The following is a 14,571-nucleotide window of genomic DNA, read 5'->3' as shown; positions in this document are numbered from 1 at the left end:
TTCATTTATTTTTTTTAATCTAATTCAATTAACGGTGTTATATTATGAAATGCAGAATGTGCGGTTTTGAATTTGATGAAACTCAATTGGAGGATAGGGGATGTTCCAGTTGTGGCAAGCATGGTTGCAATAGTATCCATTGTCCTAATTGTGGGTTTGCAAATTCTCCCGAATTGGACCAGGAATTTGAATTTATCACAAAGATTAAAAACAAATTCAGAAAAAAATCAACAAATTAACTTTTTTTACTTTTTAATATTTCTTCAACTGTTTCATTAATGCTTATTTTTTTGGTGTCAACATCTAATCCATTTTCTTTTAATTTATATAATATTTCGGTTGTCACCGGTGCTTTTAAGTGAGCTTTCTTCAATAATTCTTTATTGGAAAATATCTGGTGTTTGTCACCTTCGGCAATTATTTCTCCATCATATAAAACATAAATCTTGTCTGCAAAATGATTGACCATCTCAATGTCGTGGGAAGATATTACAATGCTTATCCCTTCTTTGTTGAGATTGTTTAAGATGTCCAATACCTTATCCACTCCTTCAGGATCAAGGCCTGCTGTTGGCTCATCAAGAATCATTATTTCAGGTCTCATTGCAACAATTCCTGCAATGGCAACCCTTTTTTGCTGACCTCCGCTCAAGTGGTGAGGTGTCTTATCTTCAAATCCGTTCATTCCCACCATTTCAAGAGATTCGGCGATTCTTCTTTTAACCTCGTCGTATTCCAGACCCAAATTCATAGGTCCGAATGCTACATCCTCCTTAACGGTCGGTGCAAATAGTTGGTCATTTGGATCTTGGAATACGATTCCTACTTTTTGCCTTACTTTAAGGAGTTCATCCCTTTCAAAAACAATTTTTTCACCGTCCACTTCAACGTGTCCTGATGTAGGTTCGGTCAAACCGTTGAAATGAGAAAACAATGTTGATTTTCCTGCACCGTTAGGGCCCATGATTGCAATTTTCTCTCCCTTTTTAATCTGGATGTTGACATTTTTCAGTGCTTGTGTTCCATCAGGATATGTGAATGATAAATCTTTTGTCTCTAAATGAATCTGTTCCATATTTGCCACCTAATTAATCGCTAAATTTTGTCCAAAGTAACCTAATTGTCCGGAATATCTGAATATGATTATTTCAAGAATTATTACAATGATAATTATTGTTAATAGATATAGATAATCACTCTTTTCAGGGGATTTCTTCTCATCAAACATTTCTGATGCATCTGAAAATCCTCTGCTGACCATACTTTTGTGAACTCTTTCCCCTTGCTCATATGCTTTTAAAAACATCATTCCTATGGTGTAACCTACTTGCTTGACTCTCCATTTGTATGGAGTATTTTTTGCATGAATGCTGAAATTCCTTGATTTTTGGGATTTTCTGATTGCTGCAAGCTCATCAACAAACAGGAATAGGAACCTGACCATGATTGACAGTATCATTGCAAGATCTCTTGGCATCTTGAGTTTTCTGAATGAACTTGCCATTTCCTGAAGGGGTGTTGTTGATGAATAAATGATGATTGCGGTTAATGATGCAATCATACGAACCAATAACAGTATTGCCCAATTCAGACCAAAATCAGTTACCTGCAACCATGAATAACTCCAAATGACGTTTCCTGGTTGTATGAATGGTTGGAATATTATGATTGCTCCTCCAAAAGGAAGCAGCATCAATAACCTTTTAAATGAATCTATATATGATAGGTTAGCTATTTTCAAAACAATCAACAGGAAAATTTCCAATATTATTGGTATAAATAGCTCTTTTGAAATTACGCAGACCAATATTATAAGAATGGTTGATATCAATTTGATTCTGCCTTCCAGATTGTGGATAGGACTGTCCTTTGATGCCAAATCATCAAATCTTATAATTTGTGTTATGTCTGCCATATTTATTCACTGTTATAATATTAAAAATTAGTAATATATTATTATTTTGTTATGTTAATTTTAATAAATTTCAATTACTTTTAAAAAAGGAAAAAAGAGAAATTAAATGAGTTAATTTCTATTTTTTACAACTTCTGCAACTGCATACCCTAATACTAAGGTTATGATTGCGCCGATAACCAATGCCACTATTTGTAATGGTTGGCTATCTGGATTGTCAGCAAATGCATAATCCGGGAAGATTGCATCAGGGATTCCTTTGATTTCTTCTACTGAGAAATCTTCCGCAAGTCCGGAATCTTCTGCTGATTTTTCAAGTCCGTCTGGGTCGCCGGATGCGAGGTATGGTGAAAGGACGCAAATGACAACACAGATTAAGATTGCAATTCCAATTAATGTCATGTCTTTTTTATCCATATTATGCATCTCCTTTGTTCCATGCGAGTAAATCTGGTCTGAACTTGTCTAATGCTGCAAGAACAATTACAGTCAATACTGCCTCGATTATTCCAATGAAGAAGTGGTATAAAACCATTGATGGAATACCGATGTTAATTGGGAATGTTCCTGCAATTGCCATTTCAATAGCGCATGCAAGTGCTGCAATGACGGTTGCTAACCATGCTGCAACTCCTGCTGCAGGGTATTTTCCGATAATTCCGTTTAATCCTTTGAAGGTGTATAATCCTACAAATCCTCCAATTATTGCCATGTTCAATACGTTTGCTCCTAAAGCAGTTATTCCTCCATCTCCGAAGATTAACGCTTGTATTAATAAAACAACGGTGAATACAAGTACTGCAGCTTCAGGTGCTAAAAATACGATAGCCACCAGGGCTCCACCAACCATGTGTCCGCTTGTTCCGAATGGAATTGGCATGTTCATGGACATGATTGCGAAGATACCTGCTGCGAGAACTGCTAAAAGAGGTATACGTTTTTCATCTAAGTTGGATCTTGCCCATTTTACTGCGAAGTACAATGCAACGATTAATATCACGTAGTATACTAGGCACTGTGCAATAGGTATGAATCCGTCAGGTATATGCAAATTTATTCCTCCATTTTTTCAAGTAATACTTTTTTAATTTTTATTTATATATGAAGTATTACTAAAAAGTATTATTATTAGTCTATTTGAGTAATATCAAGTAAATTGGGAGTTTTATTAAATATAATGGTTAATAAAACAGTTTTAATTCTTGACATTTAATATTTAAAATTAATTGGCATATATAAAGATTATTAAAGTATTACTTTTTAGTATTATTCTTAAAGTTTAGTAATACAAAAGTATTAATTATTGTTACCTTTTTTTAAATTTTGTAATACTAATTTGAATGGGACCTTCTAATGCATACAATGTAAATAAAAATAGCTATGATGAAGTATAATAAAACTTGAATATCTAAAATTCCAGTTTCAATGCCTAATATTGTATATGTTAAAATTAATGAGTAGATTCCAATGTAGAAAAAGTCTTTTGTCTTTTGCATTATTTTAAATCCGATTCCAAGGATGGATCCTAAAAGACACATTTCGACAAAAACGCCAACCTTTCCAAAGTCAACCACCATTTGCCCGATAAGTGTTGGTGTTACTGTAACCTCTGTTCTCCATGCGATAAGCTTTCCAACCATCATCCTAGGGCCCAGGTCGCTTCCAGGCATTGAGCTTAAAAGCATGTGGCCGTGGGTCAGTCCGAAGTTTCCTCCGATGAAGTCAAGCAGATTCAATACATGAAGTGTAAAGTCCGCCCTTGACTGCAATGTGTAGAACGGATTTGTTGATGAGGTGATTGTCATCTCTCCAAGTGAACGAAAATACCCAATTCCAATGATTGCACCTACACCAATTAGTGCACCAACTACAACTTCCCATAGAGAAACAATATTTCCATAGAAACCTATGATAATTATGATGAGAAATGCTGCAAGTAGTGGTGTCCTGTAGCCTAGAAGCAATAAAAATGCACAGTCAATAGCCAGCAATATTACAAATCTAAATCTTGCCTGTGAACGTGTGATTTTTCCATCCTGAAAATCCTTCAGGTATGCGCTTGCAATCAAACATGTGGCAGGTATGATTAAAAACACAGGCATTGTAAAAATCGGTTTTAATAGATATCTGATTGATGGTCTTAAAAGAGGTATTCCTCCAACTGAAGCGATGCATATGAAGAAGAATATGATACTGACTAACAATAAGCAAAAACCTATTGAATAGATGTCTCTTCTTGAAAAATAAACTATTCCCTTGTTGGAATTATTTAAAAAGTGTCTTGGAATAATTGCAGATCCGATAAAAAATCCTATAAATGCAATAACCAAAGTGAGGACTAGGCTTGTTGACGGAGGATTCAGTGACAATATTAAAAATATTGCAAATACTAACAATACGACCAATGGATTAAAAATGTGATTTTTCAGGATATTGTTCTTGTTTAGAAAACCTAAAAAATTTTCACTTGGATATAATCGTTTTAAATAACTATTGTCCCATTGATTTTCAAAAAATCCTAATATTGAAAAAATAGAACTAAATAAAAAAGATTTGTGAAATTCATCACTAATCTTGTTTATCACTGAAGTTAAAGTTGAATAAATTTGACTCATAAACTACACAACTTAGAATGTTTTGATTTTTATGACATCGTATTTGTTTTTGATATTGTCAACCTGTTTATCGGTGCTGTCATAAATTCTAATGGTAATCTCCTCACTGATTCCATTGATGTTTCCCAAAGCTGAATCTGCATCATTGATATTTTCTTTAGTGGCTCTGGAAATTACTAATTGATTGTCCATGTCGCTTGTTTCAGGTTTTACTGAAATTCTATTTTCTTTTTCTGAAAGAACATTTTTAATTTTTTGAATTTGGGAAGTTGCAAGGTCATCTATGGAGACTTTGGTTGTAATTTCGAAATTAGTGCCGTTGTCAATGTCTTTGATTAAATCGTTTAGTGAAGTGATTTCCATTGGTTTAATTATAATTTCAGTTAAATTTTTATATTTTTCACCATTACTTTCAAGGATGATGTGATCAATATAAATGTCTACGTGTGGGTTGTATCTGTATAATCCTGCGGAATATGTTTCATTTTGGGATTCTATCAATAGTTTCACATCTCCTCCACCATTGTCGTCTTCCCATATTACATTACCGCTTAGGGATACTTCCTGTCCATTTGTTGAATTGAATCCTTCAAGTGTGGCATTTACAATGTATCCTTCTTTGTAATACTTGAGATAAGTGTCAGGAATTTTATTTACTGTTGATTCGTCAAATGCTGTTTTTTGCAAATCGGATGAATCGTCACTTGTAATATGTATGAATGCAAATATTACAGCACATATTACTAAAATGATAATGATATAATCTATAATGGTAAATTTCTTCATAATCAAACCTATTCTTCGTAAATGGCGCCTACTGGACAAACGTCGACGCATTCTCCACAACTATCGCATTTTGAAGCATCAATAATGATTGTGTAGGCTCTCCTTTCGATAGCCTCTTCCATACATACATCGATGCAATCTTCACAAACTCCGCATTCTTCCATGTCTACTATCATCAATTAATACACCATCTAAAGTCATTAAATAAAAATTATTATTATATTCTAATTTGAATATCTTAATATTTAAATAGTTGGTCAAACAATATTATATTGTAGTTTTTGAAATTTACCTTAAAATTGTAAAAAAATGGTAACATTTATATACTACTAAAACAAATATTACTATTGTATGCAAGGGTGCCCGAGCGGCCAAAGGGGGAGGACTTAAGATCCTCTGGTATAGGCCTTCGAGGGTTCGAATCCCTTCCCTTGCACTATTTTATTATTTTAACAAAATTTTTTCATTCCGATTTTGCCTTAGTGGCTCAGATGGTAGAGCGCTACCTTGGTAAGGTAGAAGTCGGGGGTTCGAATCCCCCCTAAGGCTTTCAAACTATTTTTTAATAATTTCAACATTTTCTAAAGATTCTATTTTATCAAAATCATTATTTAAAAGAAGCAACACTATTTCTAATGTTTTTTTAATACCTGATTGGGATCTTTCAAACAAATCCTCGCTGTTATTATCATTCAAATCGGCATATGTGTCTGTAATGGTGGTGATTTCATACTTGTCTGTTATAATGCTGATTCCGCCACGGCCAACTCCTGCGGTTGTTCCGATAGAAATGTCACAATCGCTTAAGTCTTTTACTGCTTGTGCCATGATTTTGCTCACGGCCTTGTCGCCTTCCTCGTCATAAACCTTAATGCCTTTGATTAGGGTATTCGGTTCAGGAGGATTTTCAACTTTTAAGATCTTTTTAACGGCTTCAATGGTGGGAATGAATAAACTGCATGTTACGCTTAACTGGTTGTAATCGAATTCTCCATATTCTTGAATATTTTCAATATATTCGCACCCAAAATTCCCATCATAGTTTTGGGCCAGGGCATGCAGTTCCCTACCTATTTTTCCATGAGTAAAACACTCAGCTGTGGCTATCTTAATCATTTTTATCTCTTAACTCTTTTAATGCAGTCATTGTGATGATGTTTGCAACCTCATCTAATGTGTATGGGGTTACAGGCTCATTATCCCTAATCAATTTGTTTGTAGTCAATACTAGGTGATTTTCAGTAATTCCTTGTGCCCTCAACTCTTCAACTGCAGGGTTTGAATCATCATATTCAGATATGTCCTTTATTTCAATATGCTCATTGCCGAATCCGAATATTCCCGCAGTTCCGATTGTTGTTGCTCCCCTTTCATGGGCGTGTTTGATTATCTTTGATGCGGTAGGTATTGTGTTTCCTCCTGCAATCACGATAATGACAACATCTCCCTTTACCAAGTCTAAATTATCATCGTTAATATATTCTGGATGGCTTTCTATTTTTCTGAAAGTTTCATCGTGGGTGCATAGCTGCTTTATGAAATCCGGTTTGTTCTGACCAATCTCTGCGCCAAGAAGTGTGAATATGACATCTCCTCCAGATATTGTCTGTCCATCAAATGCACCAATAACCTTTGGCCCTCCTCTGTGTACCTGCATTAGATTAATTGCAATCCTTAAACCTAATCTTCCACATCCAATCAGATCTATTCTTCCTTTAGGGACTTGTTTGTCTTCCATTTTCTGTATTTCATCAACTGTCATATTATCACATTAAATTTTCATAGTTTTTCAATAGGTTTTTTATCAATAACCTCAACAGGAATGTCCAATTCATTCAGAAGTTCCGCTAACTTGTATAATCCTGGAACTTCACTTTCATGATGTCCTAAATCGATTAAGGTTATTCCAAGATTTTTTGCAAGAATTGCAGTCTCTTGGCACAGGTCTCCTGAAATCAGGACATCCAATCCTTCATCATAAGCTAGCTTGATATACTCCGGGTTTTTAAGACCAAATCCAGATATGATTCCAATGTTGTTTATTTTTTTATATAAATTATTGACCACTCTAACGGAATCAAAATTATCCAATATTCTTTCTTTTAGTTGCATTGAATTCATGCCCCTGCAAATCCTACCTATATTTGTGCTTTTATCGAAATAATCAATTATCTCAAGGCCAAGGACTTCCGCTAGGGCTTCATTGGCTCCTCCTTTAATGATGTCCCAATTTGAGTGAACAGTGTATGTTGGAGTATTTGGCTTGAATAAAGGTGGATGATGTGTGATTATCAATGTATTTTCGCCATGATTGTCATCTTCAGGAATCAAATCCATATAAATCTTAATGGAATCGATGTCCTGATTCAAATCGTACTCTCTGCTAAATCCAATGTCATCAAAATCCAATGCCAATCCTGGAGGTATTCTGTCGTCTATAAAATCAATAATCTCTTTAAGTTTCATTTAAATCATTTTGGATTCAATTTTTGAAAGTTCTTCAAGGATAATCTCGTCACAGCTAAAAGGCTTGATTGTAGATACCTTCAATGCTTTTTTATCAGTTAATTCAATGAATTTGGCAATGTCCTGTTCCTTAAAAATCACTTCCTCGAAAAAGCCCATCTCACAAGCGCTGTACAGTACCCCTTCCCTTTTAAGGCATTTGTCCAACACATTTGTCAATACGCCGATTGTCAATGTCATTGTGCCGGAAGTTTTGGTGTCGATGCCTTTTGTTTTTAGTATTGCCTTGTTTGGGGAGTTGACGTTATTTAACCTTTCATGAATATTGTTCTTGTTTTTCAACAATTCATCATTGTCCTCTGCAACAGGATCCTCTATGATGAAAGCGTCAACGTTAAACTTGCTGGACTGTTCTGGAGTGATGCCTCCAAAGCCTGTGGTGTCAATGACAACATCTCCTGAGTAAATCAACTCGAGATTAGATGAAAAATCAATGCTCTTTTCAATGTTTCCTCCAATATCTGTATCTAACATTTCCTTAAGATGGGGATAAATGTCAATTAATAAAATATTTTCATATTTCTCGCTTAATCTTTTTACAATGCCCACTCCAGTAAAATAGGTGCCAATGACAATAATTTTGCTATCTTCATCGATATCTAAGCTTTCAACATAATCAAAAATAACCTGTGACTTCTTATAAATGATGTCATTAAATATGTCAATTAGTTTGATTTCAGATTTGATTGTAAATACTTCAGAGGTAATTCCAGTATCAACATCCATATTTTAACCTTCTTTTTTAAATCCAATTTTCTCAAGAGCTTCGCATGCCTCTTCATAGACGGCTTCTTCGATGCTTTTTTGATGAATTACATGTGAAGGGGAAGTTCCGCATGTCAATATTCTTCCTTTATTGTCTATGAAAATAAGTAATGATCCTGACCCTGGGACACCTAACCTTCCTCTTGCGATTATTAAATCTGCATCACTTTGGTCAAGCGCCATATATGCTTTTGCAAGAGCAGGAATCCTGCTTGTATCTGCGGTGTTGGTATTGATTTGAAGTATTTTTGCTTCAGGCAGATCATATTCATTCAATACTTTATTCAAAACTTCCACTTTGATTCCGTTCTTGTTCGGAACATAAATCTTTTCAGCATTTCTTATGTACTCTTGAATCTCATTAATCTCTTCAAGTGTATCTCCGAATCTGCAATTGTTTCTTGATTCTTCAAATGCATTTCTAATCATCTTTTCAAATGCCATTTTAAACACTACTCTTATTTTAAAAACAGGAAGTTAAATAGTTTGAGGTATTAGGCCTAGTTTCTCAATAACATTAACCACTTCATTATAGTTACCGTATTCCGGTGCCCCTACCCCTTTAACCTCATGAGGATAATTGTCCGCTATTACAGTGGCCAGATTATTTGCGCCCGCATTAAGTGAAAATTCAACATTTTCTGGACCCACGGTAGGGGTTGGCATGGTAATCCTGATTGAAGGATACATTATACGGGTGACTGCAACAATTTTCAACTGTTCTTTTAATGGGAATGGAGGATGATTGGCCATTGGCGTATCATCATATGGATTGAACCCCATTACAGGTATTTCCTCCAATGTTTCGAAATTGGACAGATAGCGTAAGTGTCTTAATCTGTCTTCCACGCTTTCGCCGATTCCTAAAAGCAGTCCTGATGATAATCCTATGCCTGCATCACTAACTCTTTTGCAAGTCAATTTTCTTTGGTCAAGTGAATCTCCTGGTTTTCTTTGATAAAACACGTCTTCATTAATGGTTTCAAGATTGCAGCAGACTGTGTCTGCACCTAATTCGGCCAGTTGACTAATTGACTTTTCATTCAGGTCTCCACCAACATTTACAAGAATTTCCAAATCGGAATTTTCCTTGACGATGCGGCATGCGTTGACTGCTTGTTTTCCTTTATATCCGTATCCTCCGGAACAGCTAACGCGAGGAATGCTTGCCTCCTGAATGGAATTGACTGCATCCAGTATCTCTTCGTTTGATTTGTAAAATGCGTTATAATATCCTTTAGAAGATGTTTCTTCTGCAAAACCGCAGTATTCACACCTTGGTTGAATTTGACATTTGTTGGTAATGTGAACTGTAGATGTTAACTTAATCACTTTTGATTGATTGTCCCTAATCTGTCTTGCAACTGAAAACAATTTTTCATAATCCTCATCTTCAGTAATGTTTAACAATTCCAAAAATTCATCATCGCTTAATTCTTGTCCTTGCATTGCCTTGTTTAAAATCTCATCAATCATATAACATCTAACTCTCTTAAAATTTGTTAAAAATAGATAACTTATTTTTTAATAGCTACTTTCATAACGATTAAAAAATAAGTTAAATAATTGTTGAAGTTAATCAACAATTAAAACTTATTCATTTTGTGTTTATTCGTCTTTACCTAAGTAATCGAGTACGGTAGGTACGATTTCTGCTAAGGAACCGAAGTTCATGGAGTCAGCGGTACCTAATAATGCAGCAGGGTTTAAAGCATCGTCCATTTTGTCGATACCTTCATTTTGCATTAATGCGGTTACTTGGGTTAAAGCTTCGTTAGCCATCATTTGTGCAAATCCAGCAGGAGCACCTAAGATTTGGGTAACAGTGTCTCTGTAAGCTAAGATACCTGCGTAGGTAATAGCGGTTACTGCAGAACACATGTCACATACAGGACCTACCATGTTAGCAGGTAAGGTGAATGCAGATCCTCTTGCTTTTTGACCTAAGTCCATTAAAGTGTCGATGGAACCTTGGTCAGCGAAACCTTCAGCGATGTAAACTTGTCCTTTCATTTCAGGTACTGCACCTGGGTGGTAGGAAGCTACGTTAACATCAGTTCCTAAGTCTTCGAAGATTTTGTTTAATCCGGTTGTAGGAATGGTACATGCGTGAGTTACGATTGCACCAGGTTTGATAGCGTCAGCGAATTTTTCGATGATAGCAGGTTGCATACCACCTTCAGGTAACCAGGTCATAACCCAGTCAGCGTCAGCAACAGCTTCACGGTCATCGGTAGTACATTTCATACCTAAGTCTTCAGGGTGAGTGAAGTGGATTGCACCTTTTTCTGGTTTTGGTACAGTTTCAGCTAATTCAGCAACTTTTGCTCTGATAGCTGGCATTACGTCTTCTGGGTTACCTGCTTTGTGAGCTGCCATTACTTCAGCGTAATCGAAATCATCTACAACAGTGAATTCTCCGTCGAATACTGGGTCAGATACAACTACTTCGTCTACTCCAGCTAATTCTAATAATTCTGCACCCATTTCAATGGTAGAGTGGGTCATTGAGATGTTTTCTTTTCCGGTTGCTTCTGCAACTTCACAAGCTCTTGAGAAGTTGGTAATTCCACTTGCAGCATGAGTTCTGTAACATCCTGCACCTAAAATTGCTACTTTCATTTTTTTTAGTCTCCTTAAAACATATATATTTTAATTTCACTTTTCAAAATTTTCTCGAATCATGAAAAGCATTTACTACATCATAAATTATTTAAAATAGTGTCGTAATTTCTTAATTAATTTGAGGTGTAAGAAAAATATTTCTTATTTATTTTTAAATAATTTTTATGTTAAATCTAACATGTAGTAACATTTATATTTTACATTTTAGGTATATATAAATTTTTATGTAATTTTCTTAAATAGTATTATTTTCACTATTTCTTTTTGTTTTATAGTAATACTAGTATTACTTTTTTATTTATTTAATTAAAATAGTATTACTTTTTATTTTAGAATTATTTTGTTTAAAAATCTATTTTAGTCATGCCTAAAAACGAAAGTTATTTATTACAGATTTAACTGAAATTTTATATAATTAATATTAGTTAGAGGTAATGTTTCATGCATGATTTGATAAAAAAAGCGGTTTATGATGATGAAGCTGCAATTGCAATATCAAAGATGGAAAAGGATGTTGGTGCAGTTGTTGATGCAATCTCAGAATTGTCTTTAGAAGAAACAATGAAGCTGGGAATGCAGTTTAAGAGATTCCCATTGGGATGTGACTTGACTGAAGTGGTGACAGGTACTTGCGCTTCAGATTTGGAATTGATGGATTTGCTTGGTAATTGCCGATTGTCAGACATGATCGGTTCACCAATTCACATTTGCGCTTATGCGTTTGCGGACATTGGAGAAAAATTCGGCATGACTGGACTTGAAGTCATGCAAAAGGTCCATGAAATTGTTGACGTTCCACTTGATCTTGACCATTTTGGAGAGAACGGTGCAATGAGGCTTCCAAAAAACATCAGCGGATGTGGTGGGGAATGCTATAACAAGGGACCTGCATTTACAGAATGTCCTCGTGAAAGAATCCATGAAAGATTGATTGACAAGGAAATGGAGCAAAAAGGCGACAAGGAAGAATGGGTTAAGCTAGCATCATCTGTTGCTGTAAACGTGACTTCCGAACAGACTGGTGACGGTCATGCCGCCCCATTGAGAGAAGCAGAAGACATCGCTAACTTGGCTAAAAAGTATGGCAGAGGATTGGAATCAATCATGTTTGTCGGTGACGGTTATGATGAGGTCATAACTGGATTTGAAAAATCCATTGAGATTGGTGCCGATGTTATTGTTGTTGAAGGAGGGCCATTCAACAGATGCGAAAATACAACTGAAGGATTTGCAAAGACCATCGCAGCTGCAAGAATCCTGTCTCCGGGCAAAGTTGTTGCAACTAATGGTGCCTATGAGCATGAGGTCAGGGCGGGTCTAAGATCCGGTCTTAATATGGTAATCACAGGTTTTCCAAAAAACCACCACGGATACATGTGTGGATATGAGCCTGGAACAGCCAGAAGAGGAAAATTCGGTCTTCCAAGAATTCTTCAAATTATCAATGAGGAATTCCCAAACCGTGGTCTTCCAGCTCAAAAACATGACCTATTGGCAATAGCAACTGCTGTTAAACTTGCAGGTCCGAATTACATTTATCCTAATAAAATCGGAGACTATCATGTTGGGGATGCCCATTGGGCAACACTCGTCAATTCCAGAATGTATCAGGATATCCAGCTAAAACACACATTGGACGATATTGTCAACATGGCTGACGGAAATACAATATCTTTGCATGGTGGAAGGTTCATATCTTGGGTATTGGCCAGTGAATTGGACAATCATGTTGATGAAATAATCATTTCAGACATCGACAAGTGGGTATTGGACAATACCGTTGACAATCTACAAGATTGCTTGAATGCAACAATTATTGCTGAACCGGATGATAAGGCGGCTGCAAGTCAAGCTGACTTCTCAATAGCCTCTTCAACAATGATTCCGGTTAAGGATAGCGTTCTTAAAAAGGTACCTAATGCCTTACCAATCGTGTAGGTCTCTACCTTTTTTTTTCATTTTTCATTTTTTTGACATTACCGTCTCTTTCAAAAACTTGTGTGATTTGAATTTTCACTAGTTTTTGAGTCTCGAAATTTTTTCGTTCTATTTTTTCTTTATTTTTAATTTAAAAGCAGTAAAATTAATATATAAGGTGGAACTTAAATATTAATATGTCTACTTATAATATTAAAGCTCCATATGAATGTATGGAGTTAAAAGAATATAAACTTTCCGATTTTATTCCAGAGTTTTCTGAATTCCGTCAATCTGATGATCTTTCTCGATTTGGTTGTGAAAATATTGAGAATAATCTAATTAGATTAGAAAAAAGAGGTAAAATTCATTTTCAAAATAGGATTGCTATTTGTCCAAGTTGTAAATCTCATCATGCTGTTAAAAATGGTGTTTATGATAGAAAACTAATTTTTTTAAGAATTGGGGAGCAAATTTGCACTGTTCAAAAATATAAGTGCAAAAAATGCGGTAAAGTATTCTATACTGATTTATCTTCACTTGTTTATTCTAATTCTAACGTAACATTACCTGTTATTGAATGTATTGAGAATTTATATCAGATTTATGGTGCTGGACTTCATAAAATACGATTTGACTTAAAACAACAACATAACATTGAAATTTCACATCAAAGCATAGAAAACATATTATTGAACTCCAATTATGAATTTAACTATGATAATTGGACTTATTCAGGTTATTACTTATTTGACAGTCTTTGGGTTAAAATTAATGGTGAATGGAACTATATTTTGGCTCTATTCGACGTTAAACTAAATACTCTTGTTTCGGCCAAATTGGTCGAATCAGAAGATTCTACGGTCATTTATAACTTTTTAAACGAATCACTTAGAAATCAGAAGAAAATTTCCATTGGAACAGATTTAAAACACGAATATCGTGAAGCAATCGATAAATTAAAAGTAAAACATCATTTCTGCAAATTTCACGTAAAACAAATGATAAACAGGAAATTTAAAGACTATTTTGATAAAAATAGTTTGAATGAAGAAGAATATACTGAATTAATTGACTTAAAACAAGACATTTTCAAAGCATTAGATGCAAAAAGCCTAAAAGATGCAAATAAACTACGAGACGAATTAATAAATAAAAAATATCCCAAAAATAAGTTTACAAACAAATTAATCTGGAAATTCATCATCCCCTACTTTAAAAAATTAACGACACACCTTGAAAACTCGAATATTCCATCAACGAACAATAAAATCGAAAATATCTTCCAAAAAGTATTTCCAAAACACATAAAAAGAACAATGAAAATAGAACAAGGACTTTTAAGCAGATTCATGCTAAAATTAAATCACTGGAACATAAAAAACGAAAAAGAAAAAAATCACACAAGTTTTTGAAAGAGCC

At 34.8% G+C, this 14,571-nt stretch carries 17 protein-coding genes and 2 tRNA genes; 5 read left to right on the top strand and 14 right to left on the bottom strand.

Translation table 11 applies throughout. The features are described 5' to 3' along the window. The first annotated feature begins 44 nt into the window (after positions 1 to 44). Positions 45 to 239, top strand: a complete 195-nt coding sequence (locus ILA26_RS05110) for a hypothetical protein (protein ID WP_292894878.1) — start codon at positions 45 to 47, stop codon at positions 237 to 239. On the opposite strand, the gene ILA26_RS05105 is transcribed toward ILA26_RS05110, so the two are convergent. The 7 genes from ILA26_RS05105 to ILA26_RS05075 all read right to left on the bottom strand — a co-directional run bounded on the left by ILA26_RS05105 (position 236) and on the right by ILA26_RS05075 (position 5,492). Further along, entirely contained in the window at positions 236 to 1,075 is an 840-nt protein-coding gene (locus tag ILA26_RS05105; RefSeq protein ID WP_292894876.1) for an ATP-binding cassette domain-containing protein, read from the bottom strand. The two genes, ILA26_RS05110 and ILA26_RS05105, sit on opposite strands and share 4 nt — an antisense overlap. A 9-nt stretch (positions 1,076 to 1,084) precedes the next feature. Next, positions 1,085 to 1,915: a cobalt ECF transporter T component CbiQ gene (gene cbiQ / locus ILA26_RS05100; RefSeq protein WP_292894873.1), complete on the bottom strand. Its 831-nt coding sequence runs from the start codon at positions 1,913 to 1,915 to the stop codon at positions 1,085 to 1,087. A 111-nt stretch (positions 1,916 to 2,026) separates the two neighbouring features. Beyond that, entirely contained in the window at positions 2,027 to 2,332 is a 306-nt protein-coding gene (locus ILA26_RS05095; protein WP_292894870.1) for a PDGLE domain-containing protein, read from the bottom strand. A gap of 1 nt (position 2,333) precedes the next feature. Further along, positions 2,334 to 2,966, bottom strand: coding sequence for a cobalt transporter CbiM (gene cbiM, locus ILA26_RS05090; protein ID WP_292894867.1), 633 nt, complete (start codon positions 2,964 to 2,966; stop codon positions 2,334 to 2,336). Between the two features lie 280 nt (positions 2,967 to 3,246). Further along, positions 3,247 to 4,530: an oligosaccharide repeat unit polymerase family protein gene (locus tag ILA26_RS05085; protein ID WP_292894864.1), complete on the bottom strand. Its 1,284-nt coding sequence runs from the start codon at positions 4,528 to 4,530 to the stop codon at positions 3,247 to 3,249. A 12-nt stretch (positions 4,531 to 4,542) separates the two neighbouring features. Further along, on the bottom strand, positions 4,543 to 5,316 hold the full coding sequence (locus tag ILA26_RS05080; RefSeq protein WP_292894861.1) for an adhesin: 774 nt from the start codon (positions 5,314 to 5,316) through the stop codon (positions 4,543 to 4,545). A gap of 8 nt (positions 5,317 to 5,324) precedes the next feature. After that, positions 5,325 to 5,492, bottom strand: coding sequence for a 4Fe-4S binding protein (locus tag ILA26_RS05075; protein WP_292894858.1), 168 nt, complete (start codon positions 5,490 to 5,492; stop codon positions 5,325 to 5,327). 177 nt (positions 5,493 to 5,669) lie between these two features. On the opposite strand from ILA26_RS05075, the gene ILA26_RS05070 reads away from it, so the two are divergent. Continuing rightward, positions 5,670 to 5,752 (top strand) — tRNA-Leu (locus tag ILA26_RS05070). Between the two features lie 40 nt (positions 5,753 to 5,792). Next, positions 5,793 to 5,865 (top strand) — tRNA-Thr (locus ILA26_RS05065). Between the two features lie 6 nt (positions 5,866 to 5,871). On the opposite strand, the gene ILA26_RS05060 is transcribed toward ILA26_RS05065, so the two are convergent. From ILA26_RS05060 to hmd, 7 genes are all read right to left on the bottom strand, one after another. Further along, positions 5,872 to 6,432 (bottom strand): UPF0254 family protein, encoded by a 561-nt coding sequence (locus tag ILA26_RS05060; protein ID WP_292894855.1) that lies wholly within the window; start codon positions 6,430 to 6,432, stop codon positions 5,872 to 5,874. Then, positions 6,425 to 7,078: a hypothetical protein gene (locus tag ILA26_RS05055; RefSeq protein WP_292894853.1), complete on the bottom strand. Its 654-nt coding sequence runs from the start codon at positions 7,076 to 7,078 to the stop codon at positions 6,425 to 6,427. Before ILA26_RS05055 ends, ILA26_RS05060 begins: the two co-directional genes overlap by 8 nt. A gap of 17 nt (positions 7,079 to 7,095) precedes the next feature. After that, a complete protein-coding gene (locus ILA26_RS05050) occupies positions 7,096 to 7,782 on the bottom strand; it encodes a Nif3-like dinuclear metal center hexameric protein (RefSeq protein WP_292894851.1) in 687 nt (228 codons plus the stop codon). Next, positions 7,783 to 8,568: an SAM-dependent methyltransferase HcgC family protein gene (locus ILA26_RS05045; RefSeq protein ID WP_292894849.1), complete on the bottom strand. Its 786-nt coding sequence runs from the start codon at positions 8,566 to 8,568 to the stop codon at positions 7,783 to 7,785. A 3-nt stretch (positions 8,569 to 8,571) separates the two neighbouring features. Further along, positions 8,572 to 9,051: a DUF3236 domain-containing protein gene (locus ILA26_RS05040; RefSeq protein WP_292894847.1), complete on the bottom strand. Its 480-nt coding sequence runs from the start codon at positions 9,049 to 9,051 to the stop codon at positions 8,572 to 8,574. A 33-nt stretch (positions 9,052 to 9,084) separates the two neighbouring features. Beyond that, positions 9,085 to 10,083, bottom strand: a complete 999-nt coding sequence (hmdB, locus tag ILA26_RS05035) for a 5,10-methenyltetrahydromethanopterin hydrogenase cofactor biosynthesis protein HmdB (RefSeq protein ID WP_292894844.1) — start codon at positions 10,081 to 10,083, stop codon at positions 9,085 to 9,087. A gap of 132 nt (positions 10,084 to 10,215) precedes the next feature. Next, on the bottom strand, positions 10,216 to 11,229 hold the full coding sequence (gene hmd, locus ILA26_RS05030; RefSeq protein ID WP_292894841.1) for a 5,10-methenyltetrahydromethanopterin hydrogenase: 1,014 nt from the start codon (positions 11,227 to 11,229) through the stop codon (positions 10,216 to 10,218). 444 nt (positions 11,230 to 11,673) lie between these two features. On the opposite strand from hmd, the gene hmdC reads away from it, so the two are divergent. Together hmdC and ILA26_RS05020 are read left to right on the top strand one after the other, a co-directional pair. Beyond that, positions 11,674 to 13,170, top strand: a complete 1,497-nt coding sequence (gene hmdC / locus ILA26_RS05025) for a 5,10-methenyltetrahydromethanopterin hydrogenase cofactor biosynthesis protein HmdC (RefSeq protein ID WP_292894839.1) — start codon at positions 11,674 to 11,676, stop codon at positions 13,168 to 13,170. Positions 13,171 to 13,346: 176 nt separating this feature from the next. Then, positions 13,347 to 14,564, top strand: coding sequence for a DDE-type integrase/transposase/recombinase (locus tag ILA26_RS05020; RefSeq protein ID WP_292894836.1), 1,218 nt, complete (start codon positions 13,347 to 13,349; stop codon positions 14,562 to 14,564). Positions 14,565 to 14,571: the final 7 nt, after the last annotated feature.

The organism is Methanobrevibacter sp. (assembly GCF_017940815.1).
Classification (GTDB): Archaea; Methanobacteriota; Methanobacteria; order Methanobacteriales; family Methanobacteriaceae; genus Methanocatella.
The sequence above is the reverse complement of the archived record's forward strand: the minus strand, read 5'-3'. Positions and strand labels throughout refer to the sequence as shown.